Source organism: Rahnella variigena, from assembly GCF_003610915.1.
Classification (GTDB): domain Bacteria; phylum Pseudomonadota; class Gammaproteobacteria; order Enterobacterales; family Enterobacteriaceae; genus Rahnella; species Rahnella variigena.
Map to the genome: position 1 here is coordinate 2,901,580 of NZ_NSDJ01000001.1, position 16,331 is coordinate 2,917,910.

Genomic DNA, 16,331 nt, shown 5'->3' on the forward strand with positions numbered 1-16,331 from the left:
TTTTTCTGAAGGCAACGGATTATGAACTGGACAGAAGTGATGGTGTGGGGCATCGGCGGCGTGGTGGTTGGCTCGCTGCTTGGAGCGTTACACAAAAGAGGCAAAATCGGGCGCATCCCGGCGGTCGTTCTATTTCTGGTGCTGATTGTCGGCGGCAATATTTTATGGGGCGGTGTGATCAAACCGCGTCTGGCAGGCAACAGCGAAGAGCAGAAGATCGACCAGGCGCTGGAAGCTCTGCCGCTGTATAACACCATCAAAATGCAGGAACCGGCGCTTTACGCGCAAATCCGCAGCAATATTCTGAACATGAAGAAAGAGGGAAAATCGCAGCAGGACGCGATCGACACCGTGAAACCGATGGTGTCCGTACTGCTCTCGCAGCGTATTACCCATGCGCCGGACGCCAATGTGAACGAGGCGATGCAGGTCAATCTGGAAGAAATGCAGACGTTGCAGGCGCGCAAAGACGGCAGCTGCTTTAAATTCCTTTATCCGCAGGTCAGCGGCGGGATTAATACTGCGGAGGTTCTGCCACCGGCATTGTTCCATAAAGATCTCAACACCATGAATGATTTACTGCTGGCGACTGGCAGCGGGCAGACGACGCAGCCTCAGGCCGTCAGCACCGAAAAAGTGGTGCAGATGATGGCGCCGGTGCGTGAGGCGCTGGCGAATATGTACGGCGAGCAATTGCAGATGTTCAGCGACCTGACCAAACCGGATGTCGATCGCGAAAAAGTCTGTGAAATTTCCATCAGTCTGTATTCAGGCATTCTGGCTCTGCAACCGGCGGATTCCGCGGCGATCCTCCGCCAGATGCTGGGTAAAAACGACTAATCTGAAAAAGGGCAGCCCTTTCTGCGGGCTGTCCGTTTTCAGACAGTGAAACAAACAGACAATCCCTACTATTCTTCTTAATAAGAAAGAGTATTCTTCTCCCGCATTTCTAAAAAAATAATTTTTCGAGCTCCCGGAATCATCCTTCTATGCAAAAAATGTTAAGAGTGCCGCTGCTGCTGGCATTGTTGTCATGTTTATTCCTGACGCCTGTACACAGTTACGCGGACGACAGTACCGGTCAGCCTGACACAGCAGAACAACCGGTAAAAGTGAATGTCACCACCGCCTTACCGGCGTTACAAAAGCGTCTGGATCAGCTGAAACAGCAGGTTTCATCGGCGAAAACGGATAAGAAATATACCGGCCTGACCGATGCCGCACAGAAACTGGCAGAAGATGCCGACAAGCTGACTGCCGCGCTGACCCCTCAGCTGGCGCAGGTGCAGGCACAGCTGGACGTTCTTGGCCCGGCACCTGCGCCGGGCACGCTCACTGAAACTCCGCAGGTGATCAGCCAGCGCAATAAGCTTAACGCCAGCAAAACGCTGATGACCACACAACTCGAGCAGACCAAAGCGATTGCCGTTGGCGCACAAAATCTGTCTTCGCAAATCGCTGGCTTACGTCGTGACGCACTGAAAACCCAGATTGCGCTCAATACCGGCAGCATTCTTGGCAGCAATTTCTGGGCACCGCTGATTACACCAAACGATGATGATGCGGCACGTTTTGATGATTTTGGTTCGCAGGTTAAAGATGCCTGGACGCAGGCGTGGAGTGATGACTGGCGCGTCGGCACCGGCATTTATCTGTTCCTGGCGCTGGTGATTGGTGTGTTTGGCCGCCGCGTGCTGGATAAACCGATGAACTGGATCCTGCCGCGCTGGCTGCCGCAGGGGCGTTTCCGTCGCAGTTTCCTGGCTTGTTTCACCACGCTGAGCACCACGTTTACGCTGGGGATCAGCGTTCAGCTGCTGGGCTATATTTTCACCCGGCTGCCGGATACTTCGCCGTGGGTGACAGAATTCGCCGAACAACTGGTCGAGCTGACCTATTTCTCTGCGGTGATCGCCGGGCTGGGTATTGCGTTACTTTCCAATAACCATCCGTCATGGCGTCTGCCGGGAATTGCGGATCCGCTGGCGAAAACGCTGGCATCATTCCCGGTTTTGCTGGCGGGCTTTATTTTCCTGTTCGGCATTATTGAACAACTGAATAACCTGGTCGGTGCCAGCGTCTCTGCCACCTTATTTGGCAACGGATTAGCGGCGTTATTGGTGGCGCTCAACTGTCTGATTGCACCGGTTCGCGTGAACCGTATGCGCCGCAGAATGAAGGCAGAAGGCGAGCAGACCGAAGCGCGATCCACGCTGGCAGGGCTTATTCATCTGGTGATCAGCCTGACTGCTTTTGTCATTCTGATGGCGTTGCTGATCGGTTACATCCCGCTGGCGCGTTTCGTGACCTTCGAGCTGCTATGGATTGGTCTGGTGGTCAGCTGCCTGTACCTGCTGATCCACTTCGTTGTTGATCTCTGCGAAAGCGTGTTTTCACCGACCACGCACAGCGGCAAAATCCTCAAAGGCACGCTGAGCGTCAATGACCGCCATCTGTCTCTGGCTGCCACATTATTCTCGGCAATCGGTAAAACCGCGCTGCTGCTGATGGCCGCGATTGCGCTGCTTAACGGTACGTTCGGTACCACGACGCCGCTGGAATTGCTGGCAAAAGTGGTCGATATCTGGGGCGGAAAGGGCCTCGAAAGCATGAACATCATTCCGGCGCACGCGGTTAACGCGGTGCTGTGTCTGGTGGTCGGCTGGTATATTCTGCGCTCCGCACGCCGCTGGCTGGATAACGATTTCCTGCCGAAAACTATGATGGACCGAGGAATGCGCGCCTCGCTGGTGACGCTGTTCACCAACGTGGGTTATGTGCTGATCATCCTGCTGACGCTGTCGTCGCTGGGTATTGAGTGGAACAAACTGGCGTGGATCGTCAGTGCGTTGTCGGTCGGTATCGGTTTCGGTTTGCAGGAAATTGTGAAGAACTTTATCTCCGGTCTGATCCTGCTGACCGAGCGTCCGGTGAAAGTAGGGGATTTGATCAGCATCAGCGGTGTAGAAGGGGACATCCGTCGTATTAATGTCCGCGCTACTGAAATTCAGCTGAGTGATAAATCCACCGTGATTGTGCCGAACTCCCAGCTGATATCGCAGAACGTGCGTAACGCCACCATGGGCAACGCGCAGGGCGTGGCGACTATCGCACTGACATTCCCGCTGGATATCGACCCTGAACAGGTTAAGACCTTGCTGCTGGAAGCCTACAACCTGCACGAATCTATTCTGGAAAATCCACCGGCCTCGGTAAGTTTCAAAGAACTGGGCCCGACCGGGATTGTGCTGAGCGTGACCGGCTATGTGAACAGCCCGCGCATGGTCAGCGGCACGCGCAGCGATTTGCTGTACGAAATCCTCAAAATGCTGCGGGCAGCGGGGATCAGTTTGAGTCAGACGCAGACGATGATTTTGGAGAAACCGGCAGAGAGGGTTGCTCCGATGGAAGAGTGAAATGTGCGGGGTTGGCTACCCGCGCCCGTTTTTAACGTCAAGGTCAACACCGTGGGCATCGGCCCACACCGACTTGGGGGGCGGCCTATCGCCGCCACCCCCCAAGACCCCCGGGCTCTTTCACTGCGCGCTATCGCTGGGACGATGGACATGTTCCAGCACATTGGTGAGTGGCGCAAATCCAGGTGCTTCGCACTGCCTTCTCTCGGTCTTCGAGCCTATGGTCTCGAAGCCGCTCCGTTCAGCTGAATTTTGATCACGCCAATCAACTTTTCTAAAAGATGAAAAACAGTCTGTCTTTGAATTTAAGATCGTGCGGGCGATTCAGAAAGCTTGCTGAATGAGAGGTTGCAGACCATCGGCTGCAATCCCGAAATGAAGGCACCGCGCAGCGGCAAGATTTCCAGCCTGTAACAGAGGTACCTGAAACATGGCCAGCGAGCGAAGCGCGCAGTAAAAGAGCCCGGGATTCTCAAGGGGTGCGGCGACAGGCGCCCCTTGAGGCCAGTTTGGGTGGCAACCCAAGGTCTTGACCTTTGAGCTCGTGTGGGCGGCGAGCCCAAGGTCTTGATTTTAAAGCCAGCCGGATTTTTTCAGTTTCCAGTAAAGCCATCCGCAACCAACCACGGTGACGCCGAGTGTCAGCGGATATCCCCACCAGTCGTCCAGTTCCGGCATGTTTTTGAAGTTCATGCCGTACAGACTGAAAATCACCGTGGGGATTGCCAGGATCGCGCCCCAGCCTGCCAGGCGTTGCACCACTTCATTCTGATGCACGGACACCAGTGCCAGATTGACATGCATGGCGTTGGACAGCATTTCGCGCACGTCGTCGGTGGTGCGGACCACCTGATTGGCATGGTCCTGTACGTCGCGGATATAGGCGCGCAGGCTTTTGGGCATCAGCTCTTCATAATGATGGCTGAGCTGATTACAGATATCTTCCATCGGCACGGCGGCGTTGCGCAGTGACAGCAGATCGCGTCGCAGGCTGTACACCTGTTGTACCGCCTGCTGATTGAAAGTGTTCTGGAACATCATTTTTTCGATGGCATCAAACTGACCGGTGTACTGATGCAAAATTTCCAGATAGTTATCGACGATGGAATCGAGCACGCAATACAGCGCATAAGCCGGCCCTTTACTCATCATTTCCGGGCGTTCTTCGGCATGTTTACGAATTTCTTTGTAACTGGATGACGCGCCGTGACGCACGGTGATCAGGAAGTTTTTGCCAAGAAAAAGATGTGTCTCGCCGTACTCGATGGTTTCATTTACTTTCTGCGCAGTGTGCGTGACGATAAAAAGGGATTCGCCGTATTGCTCGATCTTTGGGCGCTGATGGGCGGTCAGTGCATCTTCAATCGCCAGATCGTGCAGGCCGAATTCTTCCTGAATGCTGCGCATGTAGGCATCTTCAGGTTGCCATAATCCCAGCCAGACAAACGTATCCGGTTCTTTTAGTACTTCGCTGATGTCTTCGACCGTCACATCCTGCAATCGCTTACCGTCGCGGTAGGCCACGCTGTTGATCACTGAATCACAGCTGGGTTTTTTATCTTCGTTGGAAATGGAGTTCATTGTTTTACCCGATTGTTATTCAGACGAAAATCCTGCCCGCAGGCAGGATGATTTCAGTGTCTGAACAGAATAGCGCAGTCTGATAGAAAAGCGCTGACCGGGAATCTTAAAAGATGAATCACTTTGTAACGGTTATCCTGACAGATTTTTCATTGCCTGCCCCGTCCACGCCGTCTGATTTTATCTCTTCGCATTAATCCTTTTGTATAACACCGGCGTTACGGTGTCACGCCGGACGTGGTTTGTACTTTCACATCTGGCGTCGCCGCCGGACCAAACACGGTATAGGTCGGCAAATCAACGTTCTGGTACGGTTCCCAGCCACCGCCCAGCGCTTTATACAATGACACCAGATCGGTGCTGGTTTTCACTTTCGCTTCAGCGGATTGCTGATGCGCCTGTGCCAGCTGGCGCTGGGCATCCAGCACGTTGATGAAGGTCGAAAGCCCCTGACGGTAGCTGTCGCTCGCCAGATCAAAAGCGGTCTGCAACGCTTCGGTGGTCTGATCTAAACCGCTGACCTGATCCTGATCGGTGCGGTAATTCACCAGCGCATTATCGACATCCTGCAACGCCGTCAGCACGGTCTGACGGTAATTCAGCGCTGCATTGGCCTGTTGCGCACGGGAAAGATGCACGCTGGACACCAGACGTCCGCCCTGGAAAATCGGCAGGGAAATCTGCGGACCAAACGAGTAGAAATGGCTGCTCCAGTTATCGAGATAACTCACGTCAGTATTACGCATACCGAACTGACCGGTCAGCGAAATACTCGGGAATAGCTGTGCGACGGAAACCCCGATATTGGCGGTTGCTGCGTGTAAATCTGCTTCGGCTTTACGCACGTCCGGGCGACGGCGTGCCAGCTGTGACGGCACGCCGACCGGTACGGCTGCGGGCAGGGCAGGCATCGGTTTCGGCGCGGAAAGTTCGGCATCCAGCGAACCCGGTGTCTGACCGAGTAAAACCGCCAATCCGTTCATCGCCTGACGTTCCTGAGCCTGATATTGCGGCAGCTGAGCGCGCAGCGAACCTAACTGCGCACGGGCATTCTCCACATCTAATTGCGGCGACAACCCGTTCTGCTGACGGTTTTGCGTCAGATCTAAAGTTTGCTGCGCCACGTCGATTTGCGTCTGTATGGCGGCCGTCACGCTTTGCGCGCCACGCAGTTGCAGATAAGCGCGGGCAACTTCGGCTTGCAGCGAGACCAGCGCATCGTTGCGCTGTTCGATAGAAGACTGAGTCTGCGCATTTGCGGCTTCGACCTGACGGCGTGTGCCGCCAAATAAATCCAGCTCCCAGCTGGCGTCGAAACTGCCCTGATATAAATTCACAGGTCGGGTGGCGGTATCAATGGCGCCGGACGCTTCCGGACCGAGTTCGTTGAGCTGCTGGGATGCGCCGCTGGAATCGAGAATACCTTTCAGGCCGAGCTGCTGACGCGTCATTTTTGCGCTGCCCTGAACTGACGGCAGCCATGCGCCTTCAGCCTGTTTCACCTGCTCACGGGCACCGGCGATACGCAATACTGCCTGTTGCAGGGAAATATTCCCGGCAATAGCGCGGGTGATCAGACTGTCGAGTTGCGGATCGTTAAACGCTTTCCACCACAACGGGTTCGGCTCAGAAGGCAGCGCAATCGATGCGCCGTCTTTGTCTTTCGGCTGCGTCATATCGTTGTACGCCGTCGGCGTCACCGGGTTTGGCTTCTGATAATCCGGGCCAACGGAGCAACCGGCCAGTGCAACCGCAATGGCCGACAGGGCAATAACATGAGTCTTTTTAAACTTCCGGGTCGTAATCAACTTAATGTGCTCCGGCATTACCTTCGCTCTTAACTGGCGAAAGCAGGAAACAAAACGGGATCAAAATAACGGCGACGATGGCGCAATAACCGAACACATCGATGTAGGCCAGAATGCGCGATTGCGAAATCATCTCCTGATACATGCGCACGGTCGCCAGCTGCATCGGGTCGCCGACGATGTGGGCAAAATCACGAATAGCCTCAGCGCTTTTACTGACCGCCTGATTAAACTGTTCATTGAGCGGCGACATGTTGTGCGCCATATGGGCGCTGTGCGCCTGCGTCCGCTCAGTCACACCGGCGGTTGCCAGCGAAATACCAATCGACCCCGCGACGTTACGGAACATGGTAAACAGCGCCGCTGCGTCGGCATTCATCCTTTGCGGAATGGTAATGAACGCAATAGTGGTCAGCGGTACGAACAGGAAACCCAGGCCGAGGGACTGCGCACTGCGATACATCACCAGCGTGGTGAAATCGACATCTGGCGTCAGCGTCGCCGAATAGATAAACGAGGCGGCCAGCAGGAAGAAACCAAACGCAATGATGTAACGCGTCTGCACGATGGGCATCAGTTTCAGCACCAGCGGTATCGACAACACAATCAGTATCGCGCCCGGCGACATCACCAGCCCGGAAAGCGTGGCGGTATACCCCAGCTGTTGCTGCGCGAGTTGCGGAATAACCACCGAACTGCCGTACAGAATCATCGCCATCCCGGCCATCAGCAAACCGGCCACTGCGAAGTTTTTATCTTTCATACAGCGCAAATCGACCACCGGCTTTTTGGCGTACAGCAGCCAGTAAATCGCCCCGACAATCCCGGTAGCGGCCAGCACAGCGAACGTCACGATAAAGCCAGACTTAAACCAGTCGTCATCCTCACCGCGGTCCATCATGACCTGCAGGCACCCTAAGCCCAGTGCAATCAGCCCGATACCGATGTAATCGATGCTGAGCTTGCCTTTGGCCTTACGTTCCCACGGTGGGTCTTCCAGCAGCTGATAAATCGCCAGCAGGGCGATAATGCCCACCGGAATGTTGATCAGAAACACCCAGCGCCAGCTGAAGTTATCGGTGATGTAACCGCCCAGCGTCGGGCCGACAACTGGCGCGACGATGATGGCAATGGAAGACAGACCAAACGCCTTACCGCGATCTTCCGGCTTAAAGTAATCAAGCAGAACCGATTGCTGAATCGGCTGCAAACCGCCGCCGAAAAAGCCTTGCAGGATGCGGAACAGAATCATCTGCCACAGTTCGGTGGCGACCCCGCACAGGAAGGAGCAGACGGTGAACATGCCGATACAAATCAGGAAGTAAGTTTTACGCCCCATGACGCGGCTGAGAAACGCCGAAATCGGCAGCACGATGCCGTTCGCCACCAGATAGGACGTCAGCACCCAGGTGGATTCGTCATAACTGGAAGACAGCGATCCGGCGACATGCGGCAGCGCCACGTTAACGATGGTGGTGTCCAGGATTTCCATGAACACCGCAATGGTTACAACGGCGGCAACTGCCCACGGATTGGCCTTGGGTTTCCAGTAGCTGCGATCTTCATTCATTCGACGGTCACCGTCGGTTCGACTGACAGACCCAGCGGCAGGTGATGATTTTCATCCAGCCCGCTGTCGATGACGATTTTCACCGGCACGCGCTGAACGATTTTCACATAGTTACCGGTGGCATTTTCAGCCGGGAAGGCCGAGAAGCGCGAGCCGGTGCCTTGCTGAATACTGTCAACGTGGCCGTGAAGTTTGATGTCAGGGAAGGCATCAACGGTGATTTCCACTTTGTTGCCGGGACGCATACGTTCGAGCTGCGATTCCTTATAGTTCGCCGCGATCCAGATATCTTTCGACACCACGGAGAACAGAGAAGTACCGGCCTGAACCAGCGTGCCGACCTGCACATTACGTTTGGTGACATAGCCGTCGAACGGTGCCCGAACCTGCGCATAGGAAAGATTCAGCGTCGCGGTTTCCAGCTGAGCTTTTGCCTGCTCAACCTGTTGCTGGCGTGCCTCAACGTTAGTTTCAGCCTGACGAATGTTCAGCTGCACCTGAGCGGCAACCTGAACCTGCGCTTTGGCATTTTCAAGATCGGCCGTTGCAGAACGCACCTGCGCATTGGACGTATCAATATTTTGTTGGGTGGTGGCACGTGGATCCACACCGCGCTGGCGGCGGAAATCAGCGGTAGCATTCAGCAAATTGGCTTCCGCACGGGTTTGCTGAGCTTTAGCCTGCGCCAGCTGCGCCGGATACTGCACTTTCGCCAGGTCGTACTGCGCCTGAGCCTGATGCAACTGGGCGACGGCCAGACCGAGCTGCGCCTGTGCCTGATCGCGTTGTGCGGTGGCATCACGCGGGTCGATTTCTACCAGCAGATCGCCTTTTTTGACGAACTGGTTATCTTTCACCGCCAGATTCGTCACATAACCGGCGATTTTCGGCGCGATGGTCACGGCATCGCCTTCGGTGAAGGCGTCATCGGTGCTTATCTGATCTTTGGTCATCAGCCACCAGACCAGTGACACGACCACCATCACCACCACGACAATTCCGAGGATGATCAGCGGCTTCTTGCCCGGACCTTTGCGCTTTTCATCGTTATCCTGATTATCGTTATCGGACTCTTTATCGGACCCTTTCTGGTCTTTGGTGTCTTGCTTGTAACCTTCTCCTGATTTGACCTGGCTGGAATCGAGTTCTGAGTGTGCGTCTTCAGACGCGGAAGGCTGGTTATTTTTTTCGTTTGTCATAATGCTCATCTGATTATCGGTGCGCGCGCGCCGGAACAAAGAAATCTTGTTTTAAGCTAGATTGTATTGATGTAAATGCAAGTAAATATAGGTCAATAAACCTCAGTGAGAGCACGAAGATCCAAACCATAGGGAAGGTCTTAAAATAACGAAATGGGTTATACTGCTGACCTGGTATTTGTATTTATCAAATAAATTTGATTCTTTGCTTCAGGAAATTCTTGTGATCACTTCCCAAAAATATCTGCTCCGCAGGAGCAAACCATGAGCCGTCCAGCACCGTCCTACAAAGGGCTGACACGTATTGCCTCGCTGGTTTCCCTATGTGTGGCGCTGGTTCTGGTCTGCGTAAAAGTCTGGGCATGGGCTGCCACCGGTTCGATTGCGTTGCTGACGTCAGCAGCCGACGGTCTGGTCGATGTGCTTGCGTCGATGGTGACGTTAATCGGTGTGCGTTACGCCATCCGGCCAGCAGATAAAGGCCATCGCTACGGGCACGGCAAAGCCGAAGCCGTTGCCGCCTTTGTTCAGGCTTTGCTGCTGGGTGCGGCGGGGCTGGTGTTGGGCGGTGAATCCATCGGCCGTATCATTAACCCGGAACCTCTGGCGCAGCTTGGTCTCGGGATTTGGGTCATCATCGGCAGCTCTCTGGCGGCCACCGGTTTAGTGCTGATGCAAACGTACGTGGTGAAACGCACCGGCTCGACGGCGATTGCTGCTGACCGCGCGCACTACGTGACGGATGTCGCGGTGAATATCGCTGTTCTTCTGGCGCTGATTTTCGAACGCTATTTCGGCTGGACGCGTTCCGACTCCATCGGCGCACTGCTGATTTCCTTCTACATGCTTTGGAACGCCCGCGGTATGGCGGCGGATGCGCTGAAACAACTGCTGGACAGGGAACTGAGTGCCGATGACCGTAAGCGCGTGAAAGCGGCAGTATTAAGTGTCGAAGGTGTACGCGGCGTGCATGACATTCGCACCCGCAACGGCGGCGACCGCGTATTTGTCGAGTTTCACGTTGAGGTTGATGGCGCACTGACGGTGGATATCGGCCACGATATCGGTGATGCCGCTGAAATGGCGGTAAGCAAACTGTTCAAGTCAGCGGATGTCACGGCACATCTGGAGCCGGACGGGATTGATGACGACAGACTGGATAATTTATTGCACTAAGGTTTAGGCATTGGGTTGCCATCCAAACTGGCCAAGACTTTGGGTTGCCACCCAAACTGGCCAAGACTTTGGGTTGTCATCCAAACTGGCCTTAAGGTCAAGACCGTGGGCGTCGGCCCACACCGACCAGAGACCCGGTAACGCGCGGGCCTCTGGACTCCGCGCTTTTTTCACTGCGCGCTGTCGCGGGTATGACGGACATGTTCTGATGCAATCGTGCGTGGCGCAAATCCAGGTGCTTCGCACTGCCTTCTCTCGGTCTTCGAGCCTCTTGTCTCGAAGCCGCTCCGTTCAGCTGAATTTTGAGCACGCCAATCAACTCATCTAAAAGATAAATCCATTCCGTTTTTGAATTTAAGATCGTGCGGGCGATTCAGAAATCTTGCTGAACGGAGCGGCCTGGAGACCAGAGGCTCCAGGACCGAGAGAAGGAACCGCGCAGCGGCAAGATTTCCAGCCTGTCGGTGCGATACCTGAAACATAGCCAGCGAGCGGAGCGCGCAGTAAAAGAGCCGGAGATCCTTAAGAGGCGCGGCGATAGGCGCCTCTTGAGGCCCGTTTGGGTGGCAACCCAAGGTGTTGACCTTTGGGCCAGTGTGGGCGGCGAGCCCACGACCTTGAGCCTAAGGCCAGTTTGGGTGGCAACCCAAGGTCTTGACCCTAAGGCCCGTTTGGATAACAACCCAAGGTTTTAGAATTTTAGGCTTTTGAAAAGCCGCCCAAATGCAGCGGCTATCCTACATTACTTGATCGCCATGGCATCCCGCATCGTATAGAACAAATCTGTCTGATCTGTCAGACCGACCACATTCCCCGCATGCGGCCCGAACGCGGCTATGCGCAGTTGAGTCCCGGTATGTCCCTGCGAATCATCTTCGGAGTTGCCGTAGCTGATGGTCATCGGCGCGCCGTCTTTGGTGGTCAGCGTCTGCGTCAGGCCCGGTGCTTTGGCGTCGGTTTCGATTATTTGGCTGGAATGGGCGTGGTCGGCGGTGACGATAACCAGCGTGTTGCCATCCTGACGGGCGAACTCCAGCGCTTTCTGTACGGCCTCATCCAGATCGACCGTTTCACCAAACTGTCCGCATGGGTTGGCGGCGTGATCCTGCTTATCAATTGATGCGCCTTCAACTTGCAGGAAGAAACCGTTCTGATTGGTTTTCAGCAGGTCGATGGCTTTTTCTGTCATCGCCGCCAGCGTCGGGATATCTGCGGTGCGTTGCGGATTGGCTTCACAGGTCACGGCAGGTTTATCTATATTACCGTGATAAGTGGCTTTCGGCCCCTGCCAGCGAACCGGCATGTTGCCTTCGGAAAACAGGCCCAGCACCGGTTTCTTCTGGTCTGCCTGCGTGATTGCGCTCAGCTGTTCAGCGTTCTCTACCCAGACATAACCCTGCGCCAGCGCCTGGTCTTTCAGTGATTTCCCCTGGAACTCACCGGCTTTCGCCAGCTGACTGAATGACTTTCTGCCGCCGCCCAGCGTGACATCCGAACGAGCCTGCAACAATTGTTCAGTGATGGAACCGCGTCCGCCGTTTTCCAGGGCGTTGCTGGCGCATTTCTCTGCTGTTTCTTCCGGGCCGTAGCATTTGCGCGAGGTGACATGGGCGATTTGCGCTGCCGGTGTGGCATCCTGCAATTCAGCGGTAGAAACGTTGCCGGTGGCTTTACCCGCCGCTTTGGCAATTTCGAGAATGGTCTGGTGATCCTTACCGTTTACATCCACGCCAATCGCACCGTTATAGCTTTTGACGCCAGTTGTCCAGGCAGTGGCGGAAGCGGCGGAGTCAGTCACATAACTCGGTTTCTGCGTTTTCTTGTCCAGAGAATAATGTGTGTACTGGCCAGTCAGCGGCAGGGCATCAATGCCTTTGAAATAGCCGCCTGCACCTTCGGCATAGTTACGCGCAGAGGTAATTTCAGAATCACCCATGCCGTCGCCAATCAGCAAAATGACGTTTTTCACCGTTTTGTCGGACAGCGATGCTTTCAGCGCGGCGGTCTGATCACCGCTCAGGCGGCGTGCGCCACCCGGTTCTGTCAGCACGCCTTTCGCGGCGCGGTCAGTCAGCGTGTCAGTTTCAGCGGCGAGGGAGGCGGCAGAGGCGGAAAGCAGCAGGGCGGCAGTCACTGCACGGGCGATCAGAGATACAGATTGTTGCATTGTCAAAACTCCTTTTTATAAACCGTCGGAAATAAAAAAACACATATAGATATTTTTTGTTACCGGAAGGTTAAGGGAGAGTTGTGACGGTTTAATGACAGGCACCGGGTTGGTGGTGAGACTGGGGGTTAACTTCAACTTCAACTTCAACTTCAAGGTCAATACCTTGGGTTGCCACCCAAACTGGCCTTAAGGGTGGCTTATCGCCACCACCCTTAAGAATCCCGGGCTCTTTTACTGCGCGCTCTGCTCGCTGGCTATGTTTCAGCTGCCGCAGTGACAGGCTGGAAAGCTAGCCGCTTTGCGGTTCCTTCACTCGGTCCTGGAGCCTCTGGTCTCCAGGCCGCTCCGTTCAGCAAACTTTCTGAATCGCCCGCGGCTTTTTAAAGAATGAAGTGAGTGAGGTTGTGAAGTAAAAGTCTGAGGCCGGTTCCAAAATTCCGCCGGAGGAGAGGTGGAAAACCGCGCGTCTTTGTGCGCGGGTTGTAACCCGAACGAAGGGAACCGCGCAGCGGCGGGATTTTGCGGCTTTCAGTGCAATTGAGAAACCGAAACTTTCTCGGCACAGCTTTTCAGTGCAACTGAGCCGCCGCCCTTTGCATCGGCACTATGCAAAAAAAAAGCCCCGAAGATCGGAGCTTTTTCACAAAGACATCAAAGACGCTATCAGTTGACCTGAACCGGCATACCGGAACGCATCTCGATCGCGCGCTGAACCACAGTCTGGTTAACCGCAGGATCCATCGCAACGCTGCTTGCGCTGCCGGTCAGAGTGATTGGCAGCGGTTGCTGGGAATCAAACTCTTCCTGGTTAGAGGACAGCGGGTTGTGGATCTCAATGTAACGTTTGCCGTCTGGCTCAATGGTGGCTTTCACCGGTTCGTTGATGAACTGAACGCGAGTACCTTGCGGCACGTTGTCGTACAACCATTTGATGTCAGCATCACGCAGACGCACACAACCGTGGCTCACGCGCAGACCAATACCGAAGTTGGCGTTGGTGCCGTGAACGGCATACAGACGACCCACGTACAGCGCGTACAGGCCCATCGGGTTGTCCGGACCAGCAGGGAAGACGGCTGGCAGGAATTCGCCACGTGCAGCATATTCTTCATGCATTTTCGCGGTTGGCGTCCAGGTCGGGCCGGCTTTTTTACGCTGAACGGTCGTTACCCAGTTCATCGGGGTGTCTTTGCCCAACTCACCGATACCGATTGGCAGAACTACTACGGTGTTGGTGCCTTTAGGGTAGTAATACAAACGCATTTCAGCACTGTTGATCACGATGCCATCGTGCGGAGTATCCGGCAGGATCAGTTGCTGAGGAATGGTCAGCACGGTGCCAGGAGTTGGCAGGAACGGGTCAACGCCAGGGTTGGCTTCGAGCATGTTGCTCAAACCCATCTGGTATTGCGCTGCGAAATGTTCCAGTGGCAGGCTGCTGCCCTGAGGAACAGTGACTGTGATGTTTTCACCGACCAGACGACCGTTATTGGCCGGAAGAGGGTAGACCACAGCAAAAGACGCCTGGCTATATGCAGCAACTGCCAAAACCAGGGTAAGGATTGCGCGAATGCTCATTTTCATATTTTCGTTGGTCGTTAATGCCACACTGGCAGTTGTTGTCAGGATGTTAATTCCCCCCCGACGCAGTCTAAACCGGCCGGAAAGATAGTGTACTTGCACATAGCACTTGAAAGGGACTCAGTATGTGTAACGAATCGCATTTCAGGGCCGCTAATTATAAGGATTTATTTCAAACAGGCCAAAGCTTTCTCACCTTGTTGGAAAAGTTCCCTCAGCTAAACGCATTTTTTGACGCAGGCTCCACATTTATTTACATTCGTCTGCTCATTTACGGCAAAACGGCACCATGATCAGGGCCGCCAGGAACATCCAGGCCATCACCTGAAAAATATCGTTAAAGGCCAGGGTAAGAGACTGCGCGGCCACTTTGGCGCCGAACAAACCTTTCGCCATCAGTAAGGCCTGCGCGGTGTCGGGCATGAGATGACCGATCCTTTGCGCCAGCGAACCAATCACTTCCTGCGCGCTGTCGCTATATTGTCCGAGACTTTCACCGAAACGCGCAGCATGTACCCGTGTCCAGTCCTGCAACCAGGTATTCACGGTAGCAATACCAATCGCGCCACCCAGATTGCGCATCAGGTTAAACAAACCGGATGCGTAACGCAGTTCCGGCCCCTGAAACGCGGTCAGCGCCATGTTCACGCTCGGTACGATGCACAACATGATAAATAATCCCCGCACGACCTGCGGCCAGAAAAACTGTTCCGATCCCCAGAATGTGGTGACAGCCGTGGTCAGCCACAGACTCAGTGCGAAACCGGATAATCCCACGGCGATCAGCAACCGGCGGTCAACGCGGTTGATTAATCTGGCGGCAATAATCGTGCTGAAAAACTGCCCGACGCCGACCACAAACACCGTCGTCCCGATTTCCAGGCTGTTGAAATCGCGGATGCGGCCAAGGAACACCGGGGTCAGATAGGTAGAGGCATACAGCCCGAACCCGACTACCAGATTGAACAGACAGGCGAAGGTGAACGTTGGGTCGCGAAAAGGCGTCAGGCGCACGATGGGGTTTTTGGAATAAAAGGAGCGTTCGAGGAACAGGACAAAAGCCACCAGCGAGAACCAGGCTGATATCTGGATCTGTGGATCGCTGAACCAGTTCTTGCGCGGACCTTCTTCCAGCACGTATTCCAGACAGCCAAGGGCTATCGCCATCGACAATAAATGCACCCAGTCAATGCGTTTAAGCATCGAATAATCAGCCTTATCAACATGAATGAACAGTACCGCACCGGTCGCCACCAGAATGCCGGGCAGGATGTTGATGAAGAAAATCCACCGCCAGTCGAGTAACTGCGTGACCACGCCGCCGACCGTCGGCCCGAGCGTCGGCGCTAGCACGCTGACCATGCCAAGGATCGCCGGGATCAGTGCCTGCTGTTTACCCTGAAACATGGCAAAACCGGTGGCGAAAACAGTCGGTACCATCGCGCCGCCGGTAAAGCCCTGCAAAGCGCGGAAGAAGATCATCGATTCAATATTCCACGACAATCCGCAACCGATACTGCTGAGCGTGAACAAGGCGGCAGAGGCACTGAACAGCCAGCGGGTGGAAAGCGCCTGCGTCAGAAACGCTGAGAAAGGGATCATCACCAGTTCGGCGATCAGGTAGGACGTTTGTACCCAGCTGATCTCATCGGGTCCGGCAGACAGCCCGGCCTGCACATCGTTTAACGAGGCGGCGACGATCTGAATGTCGATCAGCGCCAGGAACATGCCGAACGCCATAATACTGAAAATCAGAAACTTGCGTGAGGTCGGGTAATCCGCAGGCGAGAGCGTTGCGGATGGTGTCAGAGTGGCAGACATTTTTGTGAG

At 54.8% G+C, this 16,331-nt stretch carries 10 protein-coding genes; 3 read left to right on the plus strand and 7 right to left on the minus strand.

What is annotated here, in order from left to right; all coding sequences use genetic code 11:
- Positions 1–21 precede the first annotated feature (21 nt).
- Together CKQ54_RS13520 and CKQ54_RS13525 are read left to right on the plus strand one after the other, a co-directional pair.
- Positions 22–840, plus strand: a complete 819-nt coding sequence (locus tag CKQ54_RS13520) for a hypothetical protein (RefSeq protein ID WP_120164032.1) — start codon at positions 22–24, stop codon at positions 838–840.
- A gap of 149 nt (positions 841–989) precedes the next feature.
- Entirely contained in the window at positions 990–3,416 is a 2,427-nt protein-coding gene (locus CKQ54_RS13525; protein WP_120164031.1) for a DUF3772 domain-containing protein, read from the plus strand.
- A gap of 573 nt (positions 3,417–3,989) precedes the next feature.
- Here CKQ54_RS13525 and corA read toward each other — a convergent pair.
- From corA to CKQ54_RS13555, 4 genes are all read right to left on the minus strand, one after another.
- Entirely contained in the window at positions 3,990–4,997 is a 1,008-nt protein-coding gene (gene corA, locus CKQ54_RS13540) for a magnesium/cobalt transporter CorA (RefSeq protein ID WP_120164028.1), read from the minus strand.
- A gap of 218 nt (positions 4,998–5,215) precedes the next feature.
- Positions 5,216–6,802, minus strand: coding sequence for an efflux transporter outer membrane subunit (locus CKQ54_RS13545; protein ID WP_482822415.1), 1,587 nt, complete (start codon positions 6,800–6,802; stop codon positions 5,216–5,218).
- Positions 6,803–6,806: 4 nt separating this feature from the next.
- A complete protein-coding gene (locus CKQ54_RS13550; RefSeq protein WP_112290238.1) occupies positions 6,807–8,375 on the minus strand; it encodes a DHA2 family efflux MFS transporter permease subunit in 1,569 nt (522 codons plus the stop codon).
- The gene (locus CKQ54_RS13555; RefSeq protein ID WP_112290239.1) at positions 8,372–9,574 is read right to left on the minus strand and encodes an HlyD family secretion protein; all 1,203 of its coding nucleotides are present in this window, start codon (positions 9,572–9,574) and stop codon (positions 8,372–8,374) included. Before CKQ54_RS13555 ends, CKQ54_RS13550 begins: the two co-directional genes overlap by 4 nt.
- A gap of 264 nt (positions 9,575–9,838) precedes the next feature.
- On the opposite strand from CKQ54_RS13555, the gene CKQ54_RS13560 reads away from it, so the two are divergent.
- Positions 9,839–10,750 (plus strand): cation diffusion facilitator family transporter, encoded by a 912-nt coding sequence (locus CKQ54_RS13560; RefSeq protein ID WP_120164026.1) that lies wholly within the window; start codon positions 9,839–9,841, stop codon positions 10,748–10,750.
- Positions 10,751–11,492: 742 nt separating this feature from the next.
- On the opposite strand, the gene phoA is transcribed toward CKQ54_RS13560, so the two are convergent.
- The 3 genes from phoA to CKQ54_RS13580 all read right to left on the minus strand — a co-directional run bounded on the left by phoA (position 11,493) and on the right by CKQ54_RS13580 (position 16,322).
- On the minus strand, positions 11,493–12,917 hold the full coding sequence (gene phoA, locus CKQ54_RS13570) for an alkaline phosphatase (RefSeq protein WP_120164024.1): 1,425 nt from the start codon (positions 12,915–12,917) through the stop codon (positions 11,493–11,495).
- 666 nt (positions 12,918–13,583) lie between these two features.
- On the minus strand, positions 13,584–14,504 hold the full coding sequence (locus CKQ54_RS13575; RefSeq protein ID WP_112289982.1) for a L,D-transpeptidase family protein: 921 nt from the start codon (positions 14,502–14,504) through the stop codon (positions 13,584–13,586).
- A gap of 264 nt (positions 14,505–14,768) precedes the next feature.
- Positions 14,769–16,322 carry a DHA2 family efflux MFS transporter permease subunit gene (locus tag CKQ54_RS13580; RefSeq protein WP_120164023.1) on the minus strand — a complete coding sequence of 518 codons (1,554 nt, stop codon included), beginning with the start codon at positions 16,320–16,322 and terminating at the stop codon, positions 14,769–14,771.
- Between the last annotated feature and the right edge of the window lie 9 nt (positions 16,323–16,331).